The organism is Seonamhaeicola aphaedonensis (genome assembly GCF_003386195.1).
GTDB lineage: Bacteria > Bacteroidota > Bacteroidia > Flavobacteriales > Flavobacteriaceae > Seonamhaeicola > Seonamhaeicola aphaedonensis.
Genome location: NZ_QRDX01000002.1, coordinates 1 through 26,356, shown reverse-complemented (window position 1 = coordinate 26,356; position 26,356 = coordinate 1). Strand labels below are relative to the sequence as shown.

General features: G+C 33.6%; 23 protein-coding genes. 5 read left to right on the top strand and 18 right to left on the bottom strand.

Features of this window, described 5'->3' with window-relative positions; genetic code table 11:
- Positions 1-20: 20 nt before the first annotated feature.
- The 9 genes from mnmE to ytxJ all read right to left on the bottom strand — a co-directional run bounded on the left by mnmE (position 21) and on the right by ytxJ (position 8,797).
- Positions 21-1,418 (bottom strand): tRNA uridine-5-carboxymethylaminomethyl(34) synthesis GTPase MnmE, encoded by a 1,398-nt coding sequence (gene mnmE / locus DFQ02_RS03910; protein WP_116039704.1) that lies wholly within the window; start codon positions 1,416-1,418, stop codon positions 21-23.
- 30 nt (positions 1,419-1,448) lie between these two features.
- On the bottom strand, positions 1,449-2,282 hold the full coding sequence (locus DFQ02_RS03905; RefSeq protein ID WP_116039703.1) for a CvfB family protein: 834 nt from the start codon (positions 2,280-2,282) through the stop codon (positions 1,449-1,451).
- 305 nt (positions 2,283-2,587) lie between these two features.
- Positions 2,588-2,926: a DUF2853 family protein gene (locus DFQ02_RS03900; protein WP_116039702.1), complete on the bottom strand. Its 339-nt coding sequence runs from the start codon at positions 2,924-2,926 to the stop codon at positions 2,588-2,590.
- Positions 2,927-3,130: 204 nt separating this feature from the next.
- Entirely contained in the window at positions 3,131-4,885 is a 1,755-nt protein-coding gene (gene menD, locus DFQ02_RS03895) for a 2-succinyl-5-enolpyruvyl-6-hydroxy-3-cyclohexene-1-carboxylic-acid synthase (protein ID WP_116039701.1), read from the bottom strand.
- Between the two features lie 95 nt (positions 4,886-4,980).
- On the bottom strand, positions 4,981-6,111 hold the full coding sequence (locus DFQ02_RS03890; RefSeq protein ID WP_116039700.1) for a chorismate-binding protein: 1,131 nt from the start codon (positions 6,109-6,111) through the stop codon (positions 4,981-4,983).
- 5 nt (positions 6,112-6,116) lie between these two features.
- On the bottom strand, positions 6,117-6,542 hold the full coding sequence (locus DFQ02_RS03885) for a PaaI family thioesterase (RefSeq protein WP_116039699.1): 426 nt from the start codon (positions 6,540-6,542) through the stop codon (positions 6,117-6,119).
- Positions 6,543-7,288: 746 nt separating this feature from the next.
- The gene (locus DFQ02_RS03875) at positions 7,289-7,576 is read right to left on the bottom strand and encodes a hypothetical protein (protein WP_116039698.1); all 288 of its coding nucleotides are present in this window, start codon (positions 7,574-7,576) and stop codon (positions 7,289-7,291) included.
- A 51-nt stretch (positions 7,577-7,627) separates the two neighbouring features.
- On the bottom strand, positions 7,628-8,269 hold the full coding sequence (locus tag DFQ02_RS03870) for a 3-keto-disaccharide hydrolase (protein ID WP_116039697.1): 642 nt from the start codon (positions 8,267-8,269) through the stop codon (positions 7,628-7,630).
- Between the two features lie 117 nt (positions 8,270-8,386).
- Positions 8,387-8,797 carry a bacillithiol system redox-active protein YtxJ gene (ytxJ, locus tag DFQ02_RS03865; RefSeq protein WP_116039696.1) on the bottom strand — a complete coding sequence of 137 codons (411 nt, stop codon included), beginning with the start codon at positions 8,795-8,797 and terminating at the stop codon, positions 8,387-8,389.
- A 166-nt stretch (positions 8,798-8,963) separates the two neighbouring features.
- Between ytxJ and clpB the strand changes: the two genes are divergently transcribed.
- The 4 genes from clpB (at position 8,964) to deoD (ending at position 14,145) form a co-directional block, all read left to right on the top strand.
- A complete protein-coding gene (gene clpB / locus DFQ02_RS03860) occupies positions 8,964-11,570 on the top strand; it encodes an ATP-dependent chaperone ClpB (RefSeq protein WP_116039695.1) in 2,607 nt (868 codons plus the stop codon).
- 382 nt (positions 11,571-11,952) lie between these two features.
- On the top strand, positions 11,953-12,600 hold the full coding sequence (gene deoC, locus DFQ02_RS03855) for a deoxyribose-phosphate aldolase (RefSeq protein WP_116039694.1): 648 nt from the start codon (positions 11,953-11,955) through the stop codon (positions 12,598-12,600).
- Between the two features lie 171 nt (positions 12,601-12,771).
- A complete protein-coding gene (gene deoC / locus DFQ02_RS03850) occupies positions 12,772-13,440 on the top strand; it encodes a deoxyribose-phosphate aldolase (protein WP_116039693.1) in 669 nt (222 codons plus the stop codon).
- A 6-nt stretch (positions 13,441-13,446) separates the two neighbouring features.
- Entirely contained in the window at positions 13,447-14,145 is a 699-nt protein-coding gene (gene deoD / locus DFQ02_RS03845; protein WP_116039692.1) for a purine-nucleoside phosphorylase, read from the top strand.
- Here deoD and DFQ02_RS03840 read toward each other — a convergent pair.
- The 9 genes from DFQ02_RS03840 to DFQ02_RS03800 all read right to left on the bottom strand — a co-directional run bounded on the left by DFQ02_RS03840 (position 14,142) and on the right by DFQ02_RS03800 (position 25,458).
- Positions 14,142-14,990 carry a 5-oxoprolinase subunit C family protein gene (locus DFQ02_RS03840; protein ID WP_116039691.1) on the bottom strand — a complete coding sequence of 283 codons (849 nt, stop codon included), beginning with the start codon at positions 14,988-14,990 and terminating at the stop codon, positions 14,142-14,144. The genes deoD and DFQ02_RS03840 overlap by 4 nt on opposite strands.
- Complete coding sequence (pxpB, locus tag DFQ02_RS03835; protein WP_116039690.1) at positions 14,983-15,714, bottom strand: 5-oxoprolinase subunit PxpB; 732 nt, start codon at positions 15,712-15,714, stop codon at positions 14,983-14,985. Before pxpB ends, DFQ02_RS03840 begins: the two co-directional genes overlap by 8 nt.
- Before the next feature lie 3 nt (positions 15,715-15,717).
- Entirely contained in the window at positions 15,718-16,458 is a 741-nt protein-coding gene (pxpA, locus tag DFQ02_RS03830; protein ID WP_116039689.1) for a 5-oxoprolinase subunit PxpA, read from the bottom strand.
- A complete protein-coding gene (locus DFQ02_RS03825; protein ID WP_181896342.1) occupies positions 16,458-17,687 on the bottom strand; it encodes an Nramp family divalent metal transporter in 1,230 nt (409 codons plus the stop codon). The genes pxpA and DFQ02_RS03825 overlap by 1 nt, the downstream gene beginning before the upstream one ends.
- 26 nt (positions 17,688-17,713) lie before the next feature.
- On the bottom strand, positions 17,714-20,938 hold the full coding sequence (locus DFQ02_RS03820; RefSeq protein ID WP_116039688.1) for a S41 family peptidase: 3,225 nt from the start codon (positions 20,936-20,938) through the stop codon (positions 17,714-17,716).
- Between the two features lie 87 nt (positions 20,939-21,025).
- Positions 21,026-22,144, bottom strand: coding sequence for a DUF2891 domain-containing protein (locus DFQ02_RS03815; protein ID WP_116039687.1), 1,119 nt, complete (start codon positions 22,142-22,144; stop codon positions 21,026-21,028).
- A 16-nt stretch (positions 22,145-22,160) separates the two neighbouring features.
- A complete protein-coding gene (locus DFQ02_RS03810) occupies positions 22,161-23,699 on the bottom strand; it encodes a YifB family Mg chelatase-like AAA ATPase (RefSeq protein ID WP_116039686.1) in 1,539 nt (512 codons plus the stop codon).
- A 58-nt stretch (positions 23,700-23,757) separates the two neighbouring features.
- Complete coding sequence (locus tag DFQ02_RS03805) at positions 23,758-24,774, bottom strand: transglutaminase domain-containing protein (protein WP_116039685.1); 1,017 nt, start codon at positions 24,772-24,774, stop codon at positions 23,758-23,760.
- Positions 24,775-25,458 (bottom strand): carboxypeptidase-like regulatory domain-containing protein, encoded by a 684-nt coding sequence (locus DFQ02_RS03800; RefSeq protein ID WP_116039684.1) that lies wholly within the window; start codon positions 25,456-25,458, stop codon positions 24,775-24,777.
- Positions 25,459-25,801: 343 nt separating this feature from the next.
- Here DFQ02_RS03800 and DFQ02_RS03795 point away from each other — a divergent pair.
- Positions 25,802-26,356: RagB/SusD family nutrient uptake outer membrane protein (locus tag DFQ02_RS03795; RefSeq protein ID WP_147297728.1), on the top strand; the 555-nt coding region annotated here is incomplete at its 3' end.

Genomic DNA, 26,356 nt, shown 5'->3' with positions numbered 1-26,356 from the left:
GTAAATTAATCATATGACCATTACTTCCCGATACAGAAATTAGCAAATATGTTACCTAAGAGGTCATCTGATGATATTTCTCCTGTGATTTCACCGAAGTGATATAAAGCCTGACGAATATCTATGGCTAATAAGTCTCCAGACAAACCTGTATTTAGGCCATCTTTAACTTTTGAAACCTCCTCAAGAGCTTTTAAAAGTGAGTCATAGTGCCTTGTATTGGTCACAATGGTTTCATTATTACGCAAGGCTCCGGTGTTAACAAAATTAGTTAATGTAATTTTTAAATCCTCTACTCCTATATTAGTTTTAGCAGAAATAGGTTTGATATCTTTGATACTATTCTTGAGCTCTTCTAACTCTTTACTAGAAATGACATCAACTTTATTAGCGATAACCACTAAAGGCTTTTGTGGGTATTTATTTTTTATTTTTTCAATTTCAATACTAATAGTTTCAACGCATGCTTTTTGAGAAAAAATAGATTTGGCATCAAATAAATAAACAACCACTTGCGCTTGGTCCATTTTTTCAAAAGTTCGCCTTATTCCAATGCTTTCAACCACATCTTTAGTATCTCGAATACCCGCCGTATCAATAAAACGGAACCCAATACCGCCAATAGAAATTTCGTCTTCAATGGTGTCTCTTGTTGTACCTGCAACTTCTGAAACTATAGCCCTTTCTTCATTTAATAGTGCATTTAACAAGGTGGATTTACCCACGTTAGGCTCACCAACAATAGCCACGGGAATCCCATTTTTAATGACGTTTCCAACAGCAAAGGAATCAATCAATCGTTTTAAAACGTTTATGATTCTATTTATTAATTCCTTAAATTGTGTTCTATCTGCAAACTCTACATCCTCTTCAGCAAAATCTAATTCTAATTCAATTAACGAAGCAAAATTCAATAGTTCTTCACGTAGTTTGGCAATTTCTGAAGAAAATCCACCGCGCATCTGTTGCATCGCAATTTGGTGAGATGCTTTATTATCACTAGCAATTAAATCGGCTACGGCTTCTGCTTGACTTAAATCTAATTTCCCGTTTAAAAAAGCCCTTAATGTGAACTCACCTGCACTAGCCATTCGGCATCCGTTTCTTAAAAATAATTGAATGATTTCTTGCTGAATATAATTAGAACCATGACAAGAAATCTCTACCACATTTTCACCTGTATAAGAATTAGGGTCTTTAAATACAGACACCAAAACCTCATCTAAAACTCTGTCTCCATCAATAATATGCCCTAAATGAATGGTATGTGTTGGTTGCTTTGATAAGGTTTTACCCGATACCGATTTAAACTGCTTTTCTGCGATGATTATAGCATCTTTACCCGATAAACGAATCACTGCAATAGCACCTGCCCCCGAAGGAGTTGCTAGGGCCACTATGGTATCTTGAGTTATCATAAAATAAAAGTAACAAAAAGTGTACGGTATTTATTTAACCAAGTAAATACCATCAGCTTTTAATTCTATTTGACGTTGTTTGTACAAGGTCCCCACTGCCTTTTTAAAGCTTTTTTTACTCATTTGTAGCTGATCCTTGATGGCTTCAGGATCTGATTTGTCAGTAAGATTGATATAACCACTATTATCTTCTAGTTCTTCAAGAATACGCTTTGCATTTGGTTCAATATTTCTATAACCAACCTGCCCTATAGCAATATCTAATTTATTGCCTTTTCTTATTTTTTTAACAATACCCTTAAACTTATCCCCTACATTAATATCTGTAAAAATGGTATCCTTAAAAATAAGTCCTGAATGCTGTTTGTTAACAATCACATTCCATCCAATTTCTGAAGGATGTGAGGCTATAATATCAACTTCATCAAATTCTTTCACAGTGAGTTCTTTGTTACTTAAAAAACTATTGGTCTTACTTGAGGCTACAAGTCTCTCTGTTTTTTCGTCCAAATAACAATACACTAAATACCAACCGCCAGGTTTCATTTTAAAGGCTTGCTCCTTAAAAGGACAAAACAATTCCTTTACCAAACCCCAATCTAAAAAAGCACCATAGTCGGTTACCTGACTGCACCTTAATAATGCAAACTCACCTCGTTTAATAAAAGGCATATCAGTAGTTGCTACCAGACGCTCTTCATTGTCTAAATAAACAAACACTTCTATCTTGTCCCAAATTTTAAATGACTCTGGAACGTAACGATTGGGAAGTAATACTTCATTGTTTTCTTCATCTACTAAATAAATTCCGTGATCAGTTTCACGAAGTATTTCCAATGTGTTTATTTGCCCTAGTTGCATCATGCGGCAAAGGTAATAATATAAAGCTACAAAATAACTTTTGCGTTAAGGATTGCAGCGATATCCTTTTTAAATTTTATAAATAAATTTTAATGTATGTTTTCTTGTTGTGAAATTTTCATAATAAATTTAAAATTCTCTTTAAATAACATTTAAAAAGATATAGCGAAAAGCCTGACCTTTGGTCTTGAATCAAGTTCAAGACGAAAGGGAACGCTCATAAAGAAAGTAAGTTACCTAATGGAATCATTATATAAAAAAGCGCCACAAATCTTGAAGCGCTTGAATATAAAATATTTGCTATATTTCTAATAGACAGATTCTTTCCCAAAGTGTTTTGTTAATAGATAATACACAACGGCACGGTATTTATTTCGGTTAGACTGACCATATTGATTCATTACAGAAGCGATTCCTCCACCTAAATCATCGCTTGCACTTAAGCCTAACTTCTTAATTAAAAAGTTGTTTTTTACAGTTTCTAACTCTGACTCATCTGAACTTGATACTGTTGATGAGTCTGCATTATAAATTGATGGTCCACAACCAATGGTTACTTTGGTTAATAAATCCATGTCTGCATCAACACCACACTTTTCTTTTAAATCTGCAGCGTATTTTGCAATTAGCTCGTCGCGTTTACTCATGATAAAAATTGTTTAATTGTTAATAAAATATTTGAATTGATAACTTTTTGAAAGATACTGGTTTTTAGACACAGTACCTTTAAGAAAGTCACATTTTTACCAAATAACTGGGAATTTAACAGTCAAACCATCTACAGAATCTAGATTGGTAAGAAGTATATCAAAACTTATTTTCAAGACAATTCAATGCTTCGAGTATCAAGTTTACTTTATAAATTTAAAATAGTTTAAAAGCACCTCATCATTCAAGTTTTTAGGAGTAAAAACCTCTAGTAACTTTGGTTGGTTTCCTTCAGAAAAAAAGCTTTGTAATTCATTAGTTAATTCGGTTTCGTTTGAAGCAGTTAAATATCCTAAACCAAACATTTTACATAAATACTCAGCAGTTAAATGATGATTGGTTTCAAAATAGGTATCAAAATTCTCAGTGTTCTTATGCCCTGGTAATATCCTGAAAATGCCTCCTCCTTGATTGTTTATTACTATAATTCTGAAGCTTTTAGGAATATGGTTATTCCAAAGCGCATTACTGTCGTATAAAAAACTTAAATCGCCCGTAATAAGAGTGGTTTGCTTATCTGTTGCGACTGAACAACCAATGGCGGTGGATGTACTTCCATCAATACCACTGGTGCCACGGTTACAATACACTTCTAAGGTGTTGCTAATATTAAAAAGTTGTGCATACCGCACTGTAGAACTATTACCAAGTTGTAGAATAGAATGGTTTGGAATAGCATTTAAAATACTATCAAACGCCTTTAAATCTGTAAACTTTATTTGGTTTAGATATGTATTGTGTTTTTGATGCCTTACTTGTTTTACAGTTTCCCAATGTAGCCTATAATTACTTGAAACTGGATGAGTTTGTGTTAGTAATTTTGATAAAAAATAATTTGGGGTTGTTTCAACAAACCTATTCAAACAGAAAAATGTATCATTGGCTTTTTGGACATCTATGTGCCAGTGCTGCTTAGGTTGATACGTTCTTAAAAAGGCTTTTATCTTTTTAGAAACTATAAGTCCTCCAAAAGTTAATAAAATATCTGGTTGCAAATTTTCAAACCCATCATTATCTAAAGACGCAATGATTTTATCAATACTTGGAAAAAATGCCTCGTGATGTATATTAGACGTTGTTTCTGTGAATACTAAAACACTATCGTCTTTCGCTAAAACATCCAACCATTGCTGTTCTAAGGTATTGGGATGCTTTACACCTACCAGAATCATTTTTCGCTTAGCAGTATTCCAATCATCTATACATTTGTTTAAAATAGAGGCTTCTATTGCCAGAGATTTTTCTTTTGCCGGAACTATTTCGGGTTGTACCGATAGTTTTTCAACATATTCATACAAAGGTTCATCAAAAGGCACATTTAAATGTACCGGACCACTTTTTTGGATCGAAATATTAATGGCCTTATTGATTTCAGATTCATTAAACTCTTGAATAGACTGCTTTAAACCTATCAAGGTTTCTACTTTATTTTCAAGACTTTTAAAAATAGGTAACTCTTCTTGAGTTTCAGTTTCTGCTTCTTTTAAATCGAGTTTTAAGTTAGCTGAATACAGTATATGATTTTCAAAAACATTAGGTTGGTTTATGGTTTGTCCGTCACCAACACCTATTAAATGCTTAGGTCTATCTGCCGAAATTACCACTAATGGAATGCCACTATAAAACGCTTCGGCTAGAGCGGGATAGTAATTAAGCAATGCACTTCCAGAGGTGCAAACCACAGCAGTAGGTTCTTGTAATTGTTGCGCTATTCCTAAAGCAAAAAATGCTGCACAACGTTCATCTACTATGCTATAACTTTTAAAAAAGTTGTCATTAGAAAAGCCAATTGTTAATGGTGCATTACGACTTCCTGGAGAGATAACAATATGTTTGATACCCTTAGCTTTACATAGTTGAATAACAGTTTGAGCTAATGGGATTTTTGGATATATCATATTTTAAAAATCTATTTGCAAAATTACAAAATACGAAGTTAAAGTTCTCAATACATTATACTAAAAGTGTGACCCTAGAACCGACAAAAAATATTCTAGCTAAGAACGTTTTTAATAACCAACGATTTAGCTACCGTTTCATCCCATTCTTTTTCTGCATCAGAACTTTTGGTAATACCTCCACCAACATAAATAGTAGCTTGTGAATTTTTAAGTTGCATACAGCGGAGGTTTACATATAGCTGCGTGCTTTTTCGGTTAAAAGTATAGGCTCTATTTTCAATGTTGCGCTTTCCAGAGCGCAGTGTCGTTGTAGTTTCTAAATTTAACTCACCTAAAAAACCAGTATAAAATTCACGGTTATAATTTTCATAATTTAAAATGAAGTCTTTAGCTGCTTGCTTTGGTACACCACAAACTGCAGGGGTTGGATGAATTGCCGAAATAACTTCTTTTAAATTAGAATCCAATTTTAATTGTGCCGAAATCATAGTTTTTAAATGTAGTAAATTTCCCGCCTTAACTGTATTGGTATCAGAGACTTCAATGCTTTCTACTAATGGCTTTAAATTATCAACTACAAAATCTGTAACAAACTGCTGTTCCTTAATTTCTTTGTCTTGCCATACCACATCCAACGTACCATTGTACACTTGTGTTCCTGCCAATGCCATGATGGAAAATCTGTTGCCTTCAATCTTTACCAAGGTTTCTGGGGTTGCACCTAACCATAAGCCTATTTTAGGATGATACCAACAATACACAAAAGCCGATAGGTAATTATTTAAAAGCCTTTGGAAAATACTAATAGGGTTTACTTCTTGTAATAAAACATCTTCTGTTCTAGATAATACCACTTTTTTAAAAGCATCATTTTTAATGGCTTCAACTCCCTTTTTAACCAATTTGATATGATAGTTTTTAAACTTTTCATCAGTGCTGTTCCTTTGTATTTCAGTCGCCTTATAAGCACTTCCACTTTGCGTAGTTTTACATTCTGCTATCAACACTTCTGAGTTTTTAAAAGGCATTAAAACAGTATTGACACTATCATCAAACGGTGAAAACACAAACCCTTGCTCTATGAATTTTGTAGTAAAATACAAATCAGCAGTTTGTTGCAATAAAACTTTAACCTCACTTTTATTGGGTTTTCTGTAAACTACAAATGGTAATTGTTGCTCGTACTGCGTTTCAATGCGCTTAAAAAAAGCTTCCAAAATCATAGTGGTTATTTAGTTCTTGGAAGTGAAATAGTAGTTAGTTTACACAACGAGATTAAATTATCATTGTCATCGGTCACTTTAATTTCAAATAATTGTGTAGTACGCCCTTTATGAATAAACGTAGCTCTGGCATACACATTACCACTACGCACACTTTTAATATGATTGGCAGAAATTTCAATACCTCGTACAAAAAATTGTTTAGTATCTAAAAGTAACTCGGCAGCAAAACTACCACAGGTTTCGGCTAAGGCCACTGTGGCTCCGCCATGCAACACTCCATCAGGTTGATGTACTTTAGGAGTTACTGGCATTTTTAAAATCAAAAAATCATCCCCAAAGTCCATTAATTCAATATGTAGTGTTTCTAACAAGGTATTTTTTGCTATGGCTTGAAAACGCTCCACCAGAACTTCTTTAGATAATTGCATGGAAATAATTATTTTTAAACTTTGGTGTGTAAAAATACGAAATGCATATATAATTTTAGTTTCATTTTAAAAGATTCCTGCCTTCACTTCAACTGCGCTTATTGTGACATATAGCAATGACAAATATGACCATACCTGCTTATAGATACCCGTGTAAAACTCACCTTGTTACGTATGAGTAACTACGAGCATTTGCTTAAAATTGCTCAAGAACCCAATTTGATACAATACTCCACCCAGTAAAATTGATACGCCCAAAGACTTAAAAAACTATGTACAAACTGCTATAGATGGTTATTATAACCGCACTACCTTTCCGTTTATAATTTTTGATAAACAAACTCAAGCCTATGTGGTTTGCACTAGGTTTGGATATATAAATTAGAATAGTAAATTGTTGCATATTGGCTGGTCATGGCTTGGACACAACTTTCAAGGTAAAGGACTTAACCAGCACGTTAAGTTTTTAATGCTGGAATATGCGTTTGAATCTTTGAATTTTGATAATTTAGAGTTGATGAACGCAATATACGCTCTAGAAAAGCGGTAGAAAAACTGGGCGCTACCCTAGAAGGTATTTTACGAAAAGATACCCTCATATTAGATGGCTTTAAACGAAACATTTGTTGCCATGGTATTTTAATAGAGGAATGGAATGAGATTAAAGGGCATTTTTTGTGGGTTTTTAGAAAGTGTGAACCTTTAGGAGTTTACATACTTTGATTATATTTTTAGATTCAAATTAACTAATCCCTAAGTTTAAAAAGTACATTGAGTAATTCAATATTTGGTGCCTCTACAATTTCGTATGCTTCTGGAATACTGGCTGCTAACTCAGATGCTTTAAAAGCATTTAAAGACTCTACAGAATCCCAAACATAAATACCACCAAACTGCCCGGAGTCGGCCATTTTAACATAATACTTTTGCAACAACCCTGAGATGGCTTTAAACTGAGGTTCTCGTTCTTTGGCTCGTCTTAATAATTCGTCTTCTGGTAAATTTGATTTCAATCTAATTATTTGTATTATCATAATGGTCTATTTAAAGGTTATATCTGCATTTTTCATCACTGTAATAAACTATTAATCTAAAATCTCTATCCACAAATTTCTAAACTGAATTTTAGAACCTTCGGCCTGCAAACCAATACTACCTTTGGTTACCGAACAGTTGGTAGCTACATTCTGGAGTACGCCATTTACAAACAACTCGATAGTATCCCCCTTACAGATAATATCATAGCTATTCCATTCGCCGGGGGGTTTCTCGCTAGACGCTTCGTATTTCGGAATAAGCGGTTTATGGTCAGCGGTAGATGTGTAAGTACTATCGGCCAGGGTAGCGCTTCTGCCTACGCCATGAACGATGAAATCACCTGCATTTTCATGTTTTAACTGCCCTTGGTAGTGACCAACCCAAATAAGATCCTCTCCTGTTGCATGTACAAAAACACCACTGTTGGTTGGTTTTTCGGGGTAGCGCCATTCAAGGTGTAATTTGTAACTTGTATATTCTTTAACCGTTCTTAAATAACCTACGGGCTTTCCAACCGTCTCAATCACCCCCTCACTAACATAAAAAAACTCATTAGGTTTTATGATTGAGTCTTTAACAAAAATGGTCCAACCATCCAGATTTTCACCATTAAACAGGTATTCTTGTTTTTGAGAGTTACTGTTGTTAAAACAAGTAACAAAAATTATTAGGAAAAGACACGCTTTCATAGGTATAAAAATTTAATGCATTAAAGCTAAGTTATTTCTCTATACAATAAAAATCTGATGAAAAGTTCTTATTTGAGAGACTCACAAAAATGATACGTAAAAAACGCTTTTTAAGCATTAACCCTGAATCATGGAAGAATCGATAAACTTGTTTAAATCAATAGTGTTAATTTGTCCATGAGACGCATGTGCAACTACAAAGCCTGCTTTGATAACCACAAGTTGAGGCGATTCATGCCATACCTGAAATTGTTCAGCTATTTTATTAGAAATTTCTCTATAATTCAACAAATCTAGAAAGTACAAATCAATAGCTTCCTCATTTAAATTATAGCCAGCTACAAATTGATTTAAAACCATTCTACTAATACCACAACGCGTAGAATGTTTAAATATGACCTGAACTCTATCTTTTGATTTTTCTTCTATTTTTTTTAATTGTAATATGCTATTTAATTCAATCCAAGGTAAAATCTTTTCTTCTTTTTTCTCTGTAGTACTTCCAAACAATTTATTTAATAATCCCATATCCTTTTCAAAGTTTATTATTTCCCCCTTAAGTCGGTCTAATCTCTTAAACTTACAAACTGACTAAAAGTCATAAAAACAAAGGTTTTTGACGACATTTTGTCCGGTAAAATGTATTGGTAAGATTATTGACCGAAGTAATGTGTAAAGAAACAAATTTAACGCTATGAACTTTAATAATTATACAATAAAATCACAAGAGGCTATACAACAAGCGCAACAGATAGCGGAAGGTTATAGTCATCAACAAATAGAAAATGAACACCTTTTTAAGGCTCTTTTTGAGGTTGATGAAAATGTGTTACCTTTTATTTTGAAAAAACTCAATGTTAATGTACCTGTACTTCAACAAGCTTTAGATAAACAACTGGAAAGCTTTTCAAAAGTAAGTGGGTCAGAATTAATGCTCTCCAGAGAAACTGGTAAAAGCCTAAATGAAGCATCTATCATTGCTAAGAATATGAAAGATGACTTTGTCTCTGTTGAACATTTAATAATTGCCATTTTTAAATCGAAAAGCAAAATAGCACAGATGCTGAAAGATCAGGGTGTTACCGAAAAAGGTTTACATTCTGCTGTTGAAGAATTACGCAAAGGGGATCGTGTTACCTCACAAAGTCAAGAGGATACCTACAATTCATTAAGTAAGTATGCTAAAAATCTAAACCAATTAGCTAAAGACGGCAAACTAGACCCTGTAATTGGTAGAGATGAAGAGATTCGCAGAATTCTTCAAATTTTATCTCGCAGAACTAAAAATAACCCCATACTTGTGGGTGAACCTGGTACTGGAAAAACAGCTATTGCTGAAGGTTTAGCACATAGAATTATTGACGGCGATATTCCTGAAAATTTAAAAGATAAGCAAATTTTTGCTTTAGACATGGGAGCTTTAATTGCTGGCGCTAAATACAAAGGTGAGTTTGAAGAACGCCTTAAAGCCGTAATTAAAGAGGTAACCACAAGCGAAGGAGATATTGTGCTGTTCATTGATGAAATACATACTCTTGTTGGGGCTGGTGGTGGCCAAGGTGCCATGGATGCGGCCAATATACTAAAACCAGCTTTAGCTCGGGGGGAACTGCGAGCTATTGGAGCCACTACTTTAGATGAGTATCAAAAATACTTTGAAAAAGATAAAGCTTTAGAACGTCGTTTTCAAAAAGTAATGGTAGATGAACCTGATACAGAAAGTGCCATATCCATACTTCGTGGGATAAAAGAGAAATACGAAACACATCATAAAGTTCGTATTAAAGATGAAGCCATTATTGGTGCCGTAGAATTATCAACACGTTACATTACCAATCGATTTTTACCAGATAAAGCTATTGATTTAATGGATGAAGCAGCTTCTAAACTACGCATGGAAATCAATTCAAAACCAGAAGAATTAGATGTTCTGGATAGAAAGATTATGCAGTTAGAAATTGAAATTGAAGCTATTAAACGTGAAAAAGATGAGGCTAAATTAAAATCGCTACGTTCAGATTTAGCTAACGTAAAAGAAGCTAGAAACGAAATAAATGCCAAATGGAAAAGTGAAAAAGAAGTCGTTGACAATATCCAAAACATTAAACAGGATATTGAAAATTATAAATTGGAAGCCGAACGTGCAGAGCGGGATGGTGATTATGGAAAAGTAGCCGAATTACGATATGGTAAGATAAAAGAAGCACAAGAGCAGCTTGAGGTTTACCAAAAGCAATTACAAGAACAATCTGAAAACTCCTTAATTAAGGAGGAAGTGACTTATGAAGACATTGCGGAAGTAGTTGCTAAATGGACTGGAATTCCTGTAACTAAAATGATTCAGAGCGAACGCGAAAAACTGCTAAAGTTAGAAGACGAGCTTCACAAAAGAGTTGTGGGACAAGAGGAAGCTATTGAAGCTGTGAGTGATGCCGTAAGACGCAGTAGAGCAGGATTACAAAATCCACAAAAACCCATAGGAACCTTTCTGTTTTTAGGAACTACGGGGGTTGGAAAAACAGAACTTGCAAAAGCATTGGCAGAATATCTTTTTGATGACGAAAATGCCATGACACGTATTGATATGAGCGAATACCAAGAACGTCACGCGGTGAGTAGATTGGTTGGGGCTCCTCCAGGATATGTTGGTTATGATGAAGGTGGACAATTGACTGAGGCCGTTAGAAGAAAACCATATTCTGTGGTTCTTTTAGATGAAATTGAAAAAGCACATCCTGATACATTTAATATTCTGCTTCAAGTTTTGGACGAAGGACATTTAACCGATAATAAAGGTCGTGTAGCCAATTTTAAAAACACAATCATCATTATGACGTCTAACATTGGAAGCTCTATAATTCAAGAGCGTTTTGAGGCTACTAGAGATATGAATTCAGCTATTGAAGCTGCCAAAATTGATGTGTTAGCATTATTAAAGCAAAATGTAAGACCAGAGTTTTTAAACAGAATAGATGATATCGTGATGTTTACGCCTTTAACTAAGGAAAACATTTTTGATATTGTTGGTCTACAACTTAAAAATGTTACTAAAATGTTGGCACAACAAAATATCACGTTTGATGCAACAACAGAGGCCGTACAATATTTAGCAATGAAAGGCTACAACCCTGAATATGGTGCAAGACCTGTAAAACGTATCATTCAGAAAGAGGTGCTCAATGCTTTAAGTAAAGAAATACTAGCTGGTAAGGTAACTACCGATAGCATTATTTTGTTAGACGCTTTTGATGATAAACTAGTTTTTAGAAATCAAAGAGATTTAGTGACTGAAGAAATTTAAAGTAATTTTTATAGGATGTTGTAACATTTTGTTCTTTCAACAGTCTATTAGTTGGTTGGTTAGTTGAAAAGCAACGTGAATCTATTTAAGATAATCGTTGCTTTTTTTATTAAGAGGTTTTAAAAATTTCTATAGTTTAAATACCAAAAACATCGTTTAAAAACTTAAAACCTGGACAAAATACAATTATTTGAAAATTAGTTAGTTAAAAAAATTGTGTTTGTAGTTCATCGAAAATCCTTTCTTAAAGATGTTTTCAACTAAAATTATTTATAAATTCGTGTTTCAATGTATTGCACCAACCAATACATTTATTTACAATTAATAGCACCTATTTTATGGTTTCCCTCCAATAAAATAGATTTAAAACCTACTTAAGACAATGAACTTATTCAAAATTTTTGAACTTACCCAGTTACATCCTAGAACTAGCGAACGAGATATCATAGATTTATGCCAAGAAGCAGTAGCATTAGAAGCGCATTCTGTATGTATAAATAGCAGCTATGTTGCGTTAGCAAAACAACTTCTTGAAGGTAGTGATGTAAAATTAGTATCAACAGTTGGTTTTCCTTTTGGCACAACTGATACCTTAACCAAAATCCATGAAGCTAAAACAGCTATTGAAAATGGAGCTGACGAAATAGATATGGTAATTAATCTGGGACTTTTTAAAAGTAAAAACTATGTGTCTGTTTTACGAGATGTCACCGATGTAAAGTTAGCTATAGGAAGCATACCTTTAAAAGTAATCATAGAAATTTCAGAGTTGAACAAGAACGAAGTACTAAAAGCTTGTCAAATCTGTTTAGATGCAAAGGTTGACTACATAAAAACTTCTACAGGCTTTTCAAAAGGTGGTGCCACCTTAACGGTTGTGAAAATTCTAAAAAAGTCTGTTAAAAATCGAATTAAAATCTGCGCCTTTGATGGTATCTATGATGAAGAAACCGCTTCGAAATATCTCGACATTGGTGTAGATAGAATTGGTATAAATTCTGATTTTAAAGCCAGTGAGGTTGCTGCATAACTCTAAGGAACATAGACTAAAGAACATAGACTAAAGGCTATATTTAAAATATAGCTTTTTTTGTTGTTTTAAACTGATATTAGTCATTCTTACATATACTTAAAAGCCTAATTTAATATTCACACATTTGTGTTTGATTAGAACTAAAATAGCTTTAACTTTAACATAGTTTTGAATACATTAAGCAAATATATAGACCATACCCTTTTAAAAGCAACTGCTACAAAATTTGATATTATACAGCTTTGTGATGAAGCTAAAAAGTATCATTTTTTTTCGGTGTGTGTCAATAGCTGTTATGTAGCCTTGGCAAAAGAACAATTAAAAGGAACTGATATTAAGATATGCAGTGTTATTGGTTTCCCATTAGGAGCCATGTCTACCCCAGCAAAAGTTTTCGAGGCTAAATCTGCTTTAAAAGATGGGGCTGATGAAATTGATATGGTAATCAATATTGGACTTTTAAAAAGTAAAGATTTTGATGCCGTTTGGAAAGATATAGAATCTGTAAAATCCATCATGCCAAACAACGTCTTAAAAGTAATTTTAGAAACTTGCTATCTTGAGGAGATTGAAATTATAAAAGCCAGTGAATTAGCCATTCAAAGTGGAGCAGATTTTGTTAAAACATCTACTGGATTTGGGATTGGAGGTGCAACAAAGGAAGATGTAAAAATTATGGTAAGTGTTTGCAAAAAATGCATTAAAATAAAAGCCTCTGGCGGTATAAAAGATACTAAGACAGCTATGGAATATATTAATTTGGGCGTAGATAGAATAGGCACTTCATCTGGAATTGATATTGTTGAAGGAACAACTAATTCAAAATCTAATTATTAAAATTTTATGAGTGTACATATTGAAGCCAAAAAAGGCGATATTGCAGAAACTATTTTACTTCCAGGTGATCCACTTCGTGCTAAATGGATTGCAGAAACATTTCTTGAAAACCCCATTTGTTTTAATAAAGTTAGAGGTATGTTGGGATACACGGGGACCTATAAGGGTAAAATAGTATCTGTTATGGGAACTGGTATGGGTGTACCCTCTATTTCTATCTATGTTCATGAATTAATTAATGAATATGGTGTAAAAAATCTAATTAGGGTTGGTAGTGCTGGCTCTTATCAAGAACATGTTAAAATACGAGATGTGGTCCTTGCTATGGCTGCCTCCTCAAATTCAGGTTTAAATGAACTGCGGTTTGGTGGAGCAGACTATGCGCCTACTGCAAATTTTGACCTATTTCAAAAGGCGGTTGAAGCTGCCGAAGCTAAAAATATTACTATAAAGGCTGGAAATGTTTTTACCTCGGATGAGTTTTATGCTGATGATTTTGAATCCTACAAAAAATGGTCGAAATTCGGTGTACTATGTGTTGAAATGGAAACAGCTGGTTTATACACTGTAGCAGCAAAACATAATGTAAAGGCTTTGAGTATTTTAACTATCTCCGATTCTTTAGTTACAGGAGATAAACTAACTAGCAAAGACCGAGAAACCACCTTTAGTGATATGATTGAGATTGCGCTAGAACTCGCTTAACTTATTAGCTTAAAACAAACTTTATTTCCTGTAAACTTTTGTGCTATCGCATTTATAGAATCTTCACTTAATTGTAAAACTCTAGGATAGCCCCCGGTGGTTTGACAATCGCGCATTAATAATATTATCTTTCCAGAAGGTGTTAACTGTAATGTTCCAGGTAACACCAAAGATGTGATGATGGGCTCTATATCGTTTTCTAATTCTTCGTTTAATTGATAAGCCATTCTATTGTTATCTTTAGAGATAGTAAAGTCTTGATTAAAAAGGATTTTTTTTTGTGCTTCTGATAGTTTATCAAATTCAGGCCCTTTAAACACTTCTATCTCTTTCAAATTAAAATAGTCATTATTAACTTTGATAGAAGCATGATGGCTTTCTAAGGATTTCTTATTAGATTCAATCTCTAAAATATCACCTTTTTCAATTTTCGTTTTTTTAGTTATTCCATAATACATGCTGTAACTTTGCATTATATAATCCGTTTTAAAACCTCCAGAAACTGCCAAATACGACCGAAACCCATTAACTAATCTTCCAAAAGACAAAATGTCTCCCTTTTTAACTGAGATTACCTTATTGATTGAAAAAGGTATACTGTTTAGTTTAGGTGACATATCCGCTCCCGAAATACAGATTAATGTATTGCAATCAAACTGTAATTTTGGTCCCATCATAGTTATTTCAAGAACTGGTAAATCTTTAGCATTGGCTATAATTGCATTAGCAAATGATGCTGCATTTTTGTCCATAACACCAGATAAAGGTACCCCAAATTGCTGAAACCCGAATCTGCCAAAATCTTGAATGGATGAATAGATGCCTGGATTTAAAACCTTAACCATGCATCACCTCACTTTCTATTTGGTATACACCAGCTTCTACTAGAGTTTTAATATTTGCATGTTCATGTTTTGATATGGCATAAAATTGAATTTGGTCTCCAGAAGTAGCAAAACATGGTACTTCATTTTCAATATTGAAAAAGTTAATGGGTGAATTGCCTATAATATTCCAACCTCCCGGACTTTTACAAGGATACACCCCTGTTTGTGCTCCCCCAATAGCTACAGCTCCTTTTTCTATTTTCAACCTTGGTGTTGCTTTTCTTGGTGTATGCAGTACTTCATTTAAACCAGCTAAATATAAAAACCCAGGCAAAAATCCAATAAAATAAACAGTATAATAAGTTTCAGTGTGAAGTATTACTAAATTTTCAACAGATATGTTTTTAGAATTTGCCAGTGCTTCAATATCAATTCCAAAACAGGAATCATAACAAACCGGAATCTTCCATAAATTGAAAGTAGGTTTATGAATTTTTTTTAAATTCTTATAGACTTCTTTTAAAGTTTTAACCTTGTTTTCAAAGTTGAACTCTAACAAACTATAAACAACTAATAGTGAATTATATGCATTATTAACCTCTGGTAGCGCTTTAATATTTGAATTTTGAATAGTTTCTTTGAAAGCCAGTACATCATATAGAATATCCTTATCTATAATCTGAGGCCACTCAATTAAAATTGAACGCTCACCAAATGATTTATATGTTAGATTGTAAGACATATATTAACAGATTCTTACACCGTTTACTTCTAGTTTTTTATTCAAAGTTTTTACCATTTTAATCACATTAGGGCCATCACCATGAACACAAATAGTTTCTGCCAAAATTGGTATTTCTTTTCCCGAAACTGTTTTCACCATTTTATTTTTCACCATATATAAAACATGCTGCAGCATTTGGTTTTCATCAGTAATGATGGCATTATTTTCTTCCCTAGAAACTAGACTTAAATCATTATTATAGTTTCTATCTGCAAACGCCTCATAAGTAATTTCAATCTTGTTTTCTTTAGCCAATGTTGCAATAACAGATTTATACGGTACATATAATTGTACTGGTCTATCCATACTTTTAATCACTTCAATAATCACATTAGCAAACTTTTCATTTTCTGCTGCTAAGTTATAAAGTGCTCCATGGGGTTTAATATGATGCAATGTTGCATTTTCTTTATGTAGTATACTTAAGAGGTCTTTTATTTGATGTTTCAATGAAGTAATCAATGCTGCACAAGATATATCCATCCTCTTACGTCCAAAGTTTTCTCTATCTGGAAACGAAGGGTGTGCTCCTATTTTAACTTTATGTTTTTTTGCTAATTGCACTACTTCATGCATGGTATTAACATCTCCTGCATGCCCTCCACAGGCTATGTTGCATGACGATATTAAAGGCATTAATTCGGATTCATTACCTATACCTTCGCCTACATCGGCATTAATATCTATCACACAAGATTCCATTAAAAAATATTTAAACCAAACACTTTATTGAGTGCCGATATTGATAACAAAATAGTTATACACAAGATAAAAATGCCTAGAATATTTTGCTTAATGTTATTTCTGTAAACACCCAAAACGGATGATTTATTCATAATCCAAATCAAGACTATTACTATTACTGGCAATAAAATACCATTGGCCACTTGAGCAAATTTAATGATATCAATTGGTTTTATATTCAATGAAGATAAAAGCACACCTAATAATAGTATAAACATCCAAATGCCTCTAAACTTTTTTGATTTTAAATCTGACTTAAACCCTAAACAACCACAAGCCACATAGGCTGCTGCCAAAGGAGCAGTAATAGCACTGGTAATACCAGCTGCAAAAAGGCCAATTGCTAAAAAATATTTTGCAAAATTTCCAAACAAGGGCTCCAGTCCTTTCGCTAAGTCAGATGCGTTCAAAACATCCATATTTTGAATAGAAGCTGCTGAAATTATAATACAAACAGATACCAATCCACCTAAAACAACTGCTATGTAAGTATCTTTTCTAGCAAAACTCAAATCACTTTTACGTTTCCATTTTTCTTTTACCAAAGACGCATGTAAAAACAAATTGTAAGGCACTACAGTTGTGCCAATTAAACCAATAACAACGAGTAAGCCATTCTCAGGAAATGTTGGAATAAACATTCCTTTAAAAATATTAGATATATTAGGTTTGGTCAAAATAGCGGTAGTTAAAAAAGCTAAACTCATGAGTATCACCAAGGTGATTAAAGCGCTCTCAATGACCTTATAATTGCCAAAATATAAGAGTATAAACGCTATAAGACCGATTAAAACACTAAGGAAGTTTATTGAAAATCCAAGTAATTCAATTTTGGTTGTGCCTGTAAAAGTTTCCAAACCTAAAACACCTCCTGATATATTACCAGCCTCATAAGCTGCATTCCCTATAACTATTGCAGATAGTATTAAAATAACAGTAAAAGATTTTAGTACAGGATTATTAATTTCCGTTCTAATTATTTCAGACAATCCTTTTTGGGAAATAATTCCCAATCTTGCTGCCATTTCCTGTAAAACTAAAGTAGCAAGAATAGAAAGTGTCATGGCCCATAATAATGTGAAACCAAAATTGACCCCTGCCATGGTACAAATGGTAACGGTTCCCGGACCAATAAAAGCCGCAGCTACCAATGGTCCAGGACCTGTGTTTTTAAAGAAGTTTTTCAATCTAAATAGTTCTTAAAACTAAGATACTATTTTAATTGACTTAATAATTCGTCCACCGCCCTTTTAAGTTGTGTATCTATATTTTTGGCTTTATCATCTGGGTTATTATACACTACAATATCCGGGATCGCAGGCCCTAGTTCCATATTAGATTTTGTCTCCCTTACATACCATCCTCTAAATGGCATCCTTACGTAAGACCCATCTATTAGACCAATTCCACTCGTAGATATAACGGCTCCAAAAGTTGGTGCACCAACTAAAGTTCCTATGTTTAATGCTTTATAGGCGTGTGAAAAGATCTCTGCATTAGAATAACTGTTTTGGTTACACAACGCAATGGATGGCTTTGTCCAAGATGCTAAAGGCAACCGTTCACTGTAGGGATAATGATTTATAAACTTTGTATGCTCAGAGTCTAGATTTTTAGCAGCACCTCTTGGAACGGTGTAAGCATGTTGCTTGACGTTTAGAACTGCCATTAAATAATCGGTGGTCCAACCACCACCATTAAATCTTACATCTATCACAATACCCTCTTTTCCCAATCCAGCCGCTGTTAACTCTCTTTCAAAACGCTCAAAACTTGTCCAATTCATCCCTTGTATGTGGATATAACCCAAACGACCGTTAGAATATATATCTGTTAAACGTTTGCGTTCTTTTACCCAAGTATTGTAATTCTCTAATTGATTGCTACTTTTTGGTCTAATTACAATTTCCTTTAAAGCACCTCCCTTTTCAATTTCTATATAGATTTTCTCATTAGCAGTTCCTTCTAAAAATTCGTAAATATTACTAGACTTATTTAACTCGTTACCATTAACTCCAGTAATCACATCCCCTACATTAATTTCACTCGCGCTTCTATCGGCTGGCATTGCGGGTACTACAGACGTAACCTTCAAATTACCATTAGACATTGGCTCAAACTCAATACCCAACAAACCAGTACGCTCGCTCTGTAAATCCGCTCTAGTTTCCAGGCGGTAAAGCCCCATATGGCTCGCATTGATTTGTCCAAGCATCCAATTGAAAATAGTTTGAAAATCATTTCGCGTAGAAGCACTCATCGCTAAAGGCTCATACTTTTTTCTAAGACTATTCCAATCTTGACCATGGAAATTAGAATCATAAAAACCATCATTTATTGCTTTCCAAGCTTCATTGAAAATTTGCTGTAACTCAACGTTGTAATCAATATCTAACTTTGCTAAAAAGGATAACGACTCCATCTTATCGTTAGACAAATTCAAACTTGATAAACTACCCTTTTTAGTGAGATATATTTTTGATAGTTTTTTATCCGTAGTTATGTTTGAAGGCCTTGTGTCATTTGTCGTTAAGACCTTTTTATCTTTTCCATCCCAAGTAATCTTAAATAAATCAGATTCAGTTTGCGCATCACCTCTGCTACCATTACCTGTAGTGTAGTATATAGTTTTTGAATCTTTTGAAAATAACTGACCAAACTCACCTCCTAAATATGAGGTTACCTGAACTTGACGCTCATGAATATCTTCAAAATCAATGATTACAGGTTCTACTTTGGGCATTTTATCTTTCTCGTTCTTTTTCTCATCCTTCTTGTCTTTATCTTTCTCTTGACCACTATCCTCTTCCCAATCTTGAGAGGTTTTTTCCCAATCAGTTTTTGTTAACCAAGTAAACCAAACATCATAATCGCTGTTGTTTCTATTAGAAGAAAACATTAATTTCTTTCCATCCGGACTCCAAACAGGGCTTCTATCTTGTTTTGGATGCATAGAAATATTTACTGGTCTAGCAGAGTTATCAGCTTTATGTATGTAGATTTCTGAATTAAAATCTAAATCACTCAAACTATAAGCCAACCATTTTGAATCTGGAGACCAAGTAACACCATCAGCTGTTGCCCAACCATTTAACAAGGTCTTTTTGTTAGATAAGCTACCTTTATGGTCAATCTCTGCTACAATTAATTGTCCCCTACCCAAATTGTAAGCTATAGATTTTCTATTAGGTGATAGTACTAAATTACGTTCATCCTCTGAAGTTTTGGTAATCCTTTCAATCTTATACTTTAAGGTTTTAAGTAAATTTGATTCATTTGCATTGTCAGATTTTATCAAATACAAATCTTTTTGTCCATCTCTGTCAGACACAAATAACAATGTACTGTCATTTAACCATGTGGCATCGGTATCTCTAAACGAAGAGCGCGTTAGATTAACGGTATGCCTTTTTTCTTTATCTGTTTCCCTAATAAATATTTCACCTCTTATATTAAAAGCTGCATACTTTCCATTTGGTGAAATTGAAATATCATCTACATCACTACTGTATGTTTTATGTTCCACAGGATTAAATCTATAATCTGAAGCTATATTTATATTGATTTCTTTTTTAGCTTTAGATTGAGTATTTACCAAATAAACACTTTTTCCTTTAGTCATTATCAAATCTGTTCCATTTCTACTGAGTTGGAAAGAGAAAATCCCCATATCCGAAAAATTAGTGATTTGAGTAACTGCTCCTTGTTTCTCTCCCGCATCATTAATATGCAATTTATGAACGTTATATTTACCACTTCTTGACGATTGAAAGTAGATGGTATTATTATCTCCCCATTGGGGATAAAAATCATTTCCATCATAGTCTGTTAATTGTGTGTAGGTTTCATTTTTGATATTGTATAACCAAAGATCTCTATTAGCGGGGCCTTTGTAAGCCTCTCTTTCTAATCTGCAGCTACCCTTTACAAAAACTACGAAGTTTCCGTTTGGAGATAATTTTACATCAAAACCTGTAGTCTCTAAGTAACGCTTTGGTGTACCACCATTTTCATTAATTATATGGGTTTCAAATTCACGTTCTACTTGCACAAAATTGCGACGTGTAGAAAATAACAAATCTCCATCAGGTGTATAGTCTGTAATAATATCAATTGTAGAATGGTGAGTTAGGCGTTTTGGAGCACCACCGTTTGCTGGCATTACAAAAACATCGTAATTACCAAAGCGTTCACTTACAAAAGCAATGTAGTTACCATCAGCACTCCAAGTTGGTTTAGTGTCATATGCCTCGTGTACAGTTAAACGTTTTGGATTCTGACCATTGATATTGGCTGTCCAAATGTCGCCTTGGAAATTAAAAGCTATGGTTTGCCCGTCTGGGCTTACAGCAGGTGTATTAATTAACGGTTTTTGAGAAAATCCTAAACTTATAGAAAAACATATAGCAAATATTACAAACGTATTACAGAGTTTCATTAGTTAGAGTTATTTTGATTAAAATATAAAAATAAAACTTCGGTATTTAAAAGAACAACTGATTGGTTAATGTTTAACAAAATATTATCACAATTTGGAAGAATTCAATGCGTAAATAGCAAAACTACCTAACCAATGTCCTCCCATATAATCATCTGCAAAAATATTGGGTAAGGAATAGTTGATGTGTTTATTTGCTAAGGATTTAAGATGACTATATTCTGGCAAACCCTCTGCTATTTTAAATAAATTCCATGCTCTTGAAAAATTTACCCCATCTAAATGCACCAATTGTCCGTCGGTTCTGTCAGAAACAATTCCTACTTCCATATCAAAATCTTTTTGTTTTAATTGAGGGAGAAAATCGTTTAACCAAATTTTAAATTCATCTTCAGGTACTAAGCGCTTCATTAAGGCAGCTTCTTCTAAACACGGCGATAAAAAATCACTCCCACTTGGCTCCCAAGATATGGGGCAATTTTCGTCATTTTTAAAGAAAAACAAAGCCCTGTCTTTTATGGCATTTTTTAGAGGTTCATGACCAACTGTTTCTGCATAGTCGTATGCAAAGGACAATCCGAAAGCCGTATTTGTATGGATACCTACCCGTAATGAATAATTTAGTTTTGGCAAATATTCGATATACTTATCAATAATTATATTAGATAAAGGTTGTAGATTATTTTCTAGAACTCTTGCATAATCATCATCCCAAGTGTGCAATTCTTCTGCTAGTTTTAATAGCCACGACCACCCATAAGTACGTTCAAAAGACTTGTTATGTTCCCCATCAAAATAAGCAACTTCGGCTTCAATATTTTCTTTGGAAATATTAATAAGTAACCGTTCTTTAATTTCCTTAGCTTTATCGAGATTAGGAAATTGTTTTAGTAAGCTCACCAAACTCCAATGCCCATGTACTGATGAATGCCAATCAAAACAACCATAAAAAGCAGGGTGTAATTCTGTTGGAGGTTTTAAATCTTTATCACTTCCTAATGTTTGTGATAAACGGTTAGGATACTCAATATTCATGCAATGTAGGGGTAGTTCAGCTAATTTGTTAGCTTGAGTTAAATCTAGTTTTGGAATTATCTCAGTAGTTTGTTCATTTACAGTTTGTAAAGTTTTGTTTTCCTCTTTTTTTGAATTATTACAAGAGAAAATCAAAACGAACAACATAAAAAATATAAAATACCTTTTCATAAATTACTTTTTTAATTTACCCCAACCACCCTTCTCTGTCCAAACTTCTGTATTGAATGGCTTCGCTAATGTGGGCGCCACTTAAATTTTCAGAACCTTCCAAATCAGCAATAGTTCTCGCTACTTTTAAAATACGGTCATAGGCTCTAGCTGATAAATTTAATCGTTCCATAGCAGTTTTTAAAAGTTGTTTTGAAGTTTCATCTAATACACAATATTTTCTAATTTGTTTGGTATTCATTTGTGCGTTGTAATGCACCTTATGGTTATCTTGAAAACGCTTACTTTGAAAATCTCGGGCAGCTGTTACGCGCTTTCTTATGTCTACTGAAGATTCCCCTTTCCTATCATCTGATAGTTTTTCAAATGGCACGGGCGTTACTTCAATATGAATATCAATTCTGTCCAATAAAGGGCCTGAAATCTTGCTTAAATACCGTTGCATTTCAGCAGGACTTGATGTTACGGGTGCATCGGGGTCGTTAAAATAACCTCCCGGACTTGGATTCATACTGGCAACTAACATAAAAGAAGATGGGTAAGTAACCGTAAATTTTGCTCTGGAAATAGTGACTTCCCTATCTTCCAGAGGCTGACGCATGACTTCCAATACAGAACGTTTAAATTCTGGTAATTCATCTAAAAATAACACGCCATTATGTGATAAGGAAATCTCCCCGGGTTGCGGATAAGCACCGCCACCAACAAGCGCCACGTCTGAAATGGTATGGTGCGGACTTCTAAAAGGTCTTTGAGCCATTAACCCAGTATTATCCTTTACTCGCCCTACAACAGAATGTATTTTGGTAGTTTCCAAAGCCTCTTTTAGTGTCATCGGTGGTAAAATGCTTGGTAGTCTTTTAGCCAACATGGTTTTTCCGGCGCCTGGTGGACCAATTAAAATAATATTATGACCGCCAGCTGCTGCTATTTCCATACACCGCTTGATACCCTCCTGCCCCTTAACATCTGCAAAATCAAAATCTGGAAATTCTAAATTTTTGTAAAATTCTTCTCGGGTATCAACAATAGTCTTTTCTAAGACTTCTTCTTTATCAAAATAATTGATAACCTGTTTAATATTATCAACACCAAAAACCTCTAAATCATTAACAATAGCCGCTTCTTTAGCATTTTGACTTGGAAGGATAAAACCTTTAAAGCCTTCTTCTCTAGCTTTAATAGCAATAGGTAAGGCTCCTTTTATGGGTTGCAAGGAACCATCAAGCGATAGTTCTCCCATAATTAAATACTTATCTAAATCGTCTGCTTTAATTTGATTAGAAGATGCCAAAATTCCAATAGCCAATGTTAAGTCGTAAGCACTTCCCTCCTTTCGTAAATCGGCAGGAGACATATTAATAATAATTTTCTTCCCGGGAATTCTGTAACCGTTGTTTTGTAAAGCTGCAGCAATACGAAAATTACTTTCTTTAATGGCATTATCTGGCAACCCAACTAAATGATAACCAACACCCTTATCTGTATTAACTTCAACTGTAATGGTGGTAGCCTCTACTCCGAAAACGGCACTACCAAATACTTTCTTTAGCATAAAACTTGTTTTCAGCTTAAATGTAAGAAAAGTAATTTAACTAATGCTGTATTTTAATTTAGCTTTTATTTTTTAATACTTTAACTGTGTAGGTCACTAATAAATCCTCTCCTAGTTTTAAATGAACATCATAAAAGCCACGCCTTTTAAAAGTGTTTTCAAACTCAACTATATGATTTCCGCTATTTAATTGAAATACTTCAATAAGAGACTTATCAGAATTACTGCCAACCAATAATTCCAGAGCATTAATATCAAAATCTTCAGGAACTTCAAACCTAAAACTTAGTCTGTCATTTTGGAGTACTTCTAGTTTCATTTTTGAGAGACCAATAGGTTTAACCCCATATTTAAACGCATTACCATACACTAAGGGCCCGTTTAAAAAATCTTCTATGGTAAAAGAATTTCTGGTTAATTTCCATGAACTTTCTAAAGGATAATGACTTTTTACAAATAACTCTGGATCTGTTAAGAAGTACCCATCATTAAAGTTAGCCACAAAATAACCCTCATCTATATGAAAAAATCCGCTAGACCAAGTAGGGTCCGTTAAATACCACTTATTATTTAATTCTATAACATTCCAAGAATGATTAGGGATGCTTAATTCATGAATATTAGATGCAACAGTTCTCCCATAACCATGAACCATTTTACAATTTAAGCCTGCTAGTAAAGATAATTCTTGAAGCAAATAGGCATAACCTGTACAAATTGTTTTTTTATGCTTTTTTAAATTCCTGAATACTTTTTCTCTAAACTGGTTATTCCAATTTTGCAGTGCCACAGTATCATTCTGAAATTTCTTTCGCTTACGTAAATTCAAAACATGGTTACTATGGTCATTTTTAATATTCAGACATATCCAAGTATAGATAGCTCTAAATTTTTCAACATCCGTATCTAAATTTGAAGTTAGCTGATTCACCAATATTGGCATATTCTGTAAAGAAGCCCCATTAAATTGCTTCGCAACATTATCAGCTTTTTCAAAACTAATATGCTTGAAATCTGTTGCTTGAGAAAAAAGTTTTAGACCAAATAAAAATGATAATAAAATCAGTTTCCTCATTTAAAAAACACCTTTTATCTTTTGCCAAAGTGATTTTCTAGATTTGTAGGGCCTATTGGTGTCAATAGCTCCCATGAGCTCTACAAGTTCAGCTTCCATGGTTACATTGAGTATCTTTTGGTTGTTTGCTATGGTTACTTTTTTAGGTGAGTAACCTAGAAAACTAAACACTAAAACATCTCCTTCTTTTAATTTTTCTGGAAAGGTGTACTTACCATCAAAATCTGTAGCGGTTCCAATTTTAGTTCCTTTGAGAACAATGCTTAAACCTGGTAGTGGCAAGTTTTCATGATCTAGAACGACTCCCGTTAATAAATCTGCTTGTTGAACCGTTTGAATTGATTGACTAACTTGATTTGAAGTGCCTTTCTGTTGGGCATGTACATTCTGTATAGCAACTAATGAAAATGCTGCTATTAATAAAGCGCTAAAGTAGCTAAGACCTCTTTTAGATTTATAAATTAAAAGGTTAGATGGTGTTTTCATTTGAGATGATTTAAAAATTCCACAAGTAACAGAATGGTTTTGTTTTAAGAACCTAGTAAGATCTGTAAATGTCATGCTTCTAAAGTCTATAACTTCTGTTTTGCAAGTATTACAAAACCCTCCGTTTGAAGTCTTGTTAAAAGTATTGAACTGAGCTTTGCATGGATTGTTAATTGAGATACTAAATTGTGTTTTCATAATTATAGTTTTTTAATATCTCGAAACTAAATATAAGAAACATTTTAAGGAATTAAGTTTTAGGGAATATAAACTTTGGTTGAGTAAAACCTGTTTCTTATTTAACCAACTTTTCACCAAGTTATATTTAATTAAATAAAAAAAATTAAAAAAACCAAATAATATACATAATTAAAATTTAATCAATTAGGATATTAACCAATAAACACCTCATAAATAAGACACAAACACTTATTTATCAATGGTTTATAATTTTTATAAAAAGTTATTAACAATGTGAAATCTATTATAAAAAAGACTAATTTTAACTAAACTAAAAGATCTTTATAAAATAATAATTAATATGAAAAACTTTATATTAAGACTATTTCTAGTCTTAAGTTTATTGCTATTAACGGTTTCATGTGAGGAATACCTGGATATAGCACCAGAAGCTGAAATTGACATTACAGATGTATTTGCAACTTTTCAGTCTTCTCAAGGATTTGTAGAGGAAATGTACAACTTAGTAGTTGAATATGGTACTTCGGGCCATTCCTTTCAGGATTACACTTTTGGGGACGACTCATACAGGGGTAGCCAGTTTAGTGGTGCCGTAGATCGAGGTCAGTTAGATAATTGGGTGAGTCAACGATTCGCTTATCTTGGTAAGAATACGCACCAAGGTCAAGATGGAGACACCAATAATGCTGAAGCTAGGAAAAGACCAAGAATATGGCGTGGTAGTATGTTGGGTATCCGTAAGGCTAATATCGTTATAGCCAACCAAGATTTAATGGTAGGATTAACTCCGGTAGAAAAGAATGTTATATTAGGACAAGCTTACTTTTTTAGAGCATTCTTCCATAACGAAATCATGAAGTTCTGGGGGCGTTTCCCACATATCACTGAGGTATAT

What these genes read in the sequence shown, in the direction of transcription:
- mnmE (WP_116039704.1), bottom strand. Translation starts at nt 1,418, where the DNA reads ATGATAACTCAAGATACCATAGTGGCCCTAGCAACTCCTTCGGGGGCA.
- DFQ02_RS03905 (WP_116039703.1), bottom strand. Translation starts at nt 2,282, where the DNA reads ATGATGCAACTAGGGCAAATAAACACATTGGAAATACTTCGTGAAACT.
- DFQ02_RS03900 (WP_116039702.1), bottom strand. Translation starts at nt 2,926, where the DNA reads ATGAGTAAACGCGACGAGCTAATTGCAAAATACGCTGCAGATTTAAAA.
- menD (WP_116039701.1), bottom strand. Translation starts at nt 4,885, where the DNA reads ATGATATATCCAAAAATCCCATTAGCTCAAACTGTTATTCAACTATGT.
- DFQ02_RS03890 (WP_116039700.1), bottom strand. Translation starts at nt 6,111, where the DNA reads ATGATTTTGGAAGCTTTTTTTAAGCGCATTGAAACGCAGTACGAGCAA.
- DFQ02_RS03885 (WP_116039699.1), bottom strand. Translation starts at nt 6,542, where the DNA reads ATGCAATTATCTAAAGAAGTTCTGGTGGAGCGTTTTCAAGCCATAGCA.
- DFQ02_RS03875 (WP_116039698.1), bottom strand. Translation starts at nt 7,576, where the DNA reads ATGATAATACAAATAATTAGATTGAAATCAAATTTACCAGAAGACGAA.
- DFQ02_RS03870 (WP_116039697.1), bottom strand. Translation starts at nt 8,269, where the DNA reads ATGAAAGCGTGTCTTTTCCTAATAATTTTTGTTACTTGTTTTAACAAC.
- ytxJ (WP_116039696.1), bottom strand. Translation starts at nt 8,797, where the DNA reads ATGGGATTATTAAATAAATTGTTTGGAAGTACTACAGAGAAAAAAGAA.
- clpB (WP_116039695.1), top strand. Translation starts at nt 8,964, where the DNA reads ATGAACTTTAATAATTATACAATAAAATCACAAGAGGCTATACAACAA.
- deoC (WP_116039694.1), top strand. Translation starts at nt 11,953, where the DNA reads ATGAACTTATTCAAAATTTTTGAACTTACCCAGTTACATCCTAGAACT.
- deoD (WP_116039692.1), top strand. Translation starts at nt 13,447, where the DNA reads ATGAGTGTACATATTGAAGCCAAAAAAGGCGATATTGCAGAAACTATT.
- DFQ02_RS03840 (WP_116039691.1), bottom strand. Translation starts at nt 14,990, where the DNA reads ATGGTTAAGGTTTTAAATCCAGGCATCTATTCATCCATTCAAGATTTT.
- pxpB (WP_116039690.1), bottom strand. Translation starts at nt 15,714, where the DNA reads ATGTCTTACAATCTAACATATAAATCATTTGGTGAGCGTTCAATTTTA.
- pxpA (WP_116039689.1), bottom strand. Translation starts at nt 16,458, where the DNA reads ATGGAATCTTGTGTGATAGATATTAATGCCGATGTAGGCGAAGGTATA.
- DFQ02_RS03820 (WP_116039688.1), bottom strand. Translation starts at nt 20,938, where the DNA reads ATGAAACTCTGTAATACGTTTGTAATATTTGCTATATGTTTTTCTATA.
- DFQ02_RS03815 (WP_116039687.1), bottom strand. Translation starts at nt 22,144, where the DNA reads ATGAAAAGGTATTTTATATTTTTTATGTTGTTCGTTTTGATTTTCTCT.
- DFQ02_RS03810 (WP_116039686.1), bottom strand. Translation starts at nt 23,699, where the DNA reads ATGCTAAAGAAAGTATTTGGTAGTGCCGTTTTCGGAGTAGAGGCTACC.
- DFQ02_RS03805 (WP_116039685.1), bottom strand. Translation starts at nt 24,774, where the DNA reads ATGAGGAAACTGATTTTATTATCATTTTTATTTGGTCTAAAACTTTTT.
- DFQ02_RS03800 (WP_116039684.1), bottom strand. Translation starts at nt 25,458, where the DNA reads ATGAAAACACAATTTAGTATCTCAATTAACAATCCATGCAAAGCTCAG.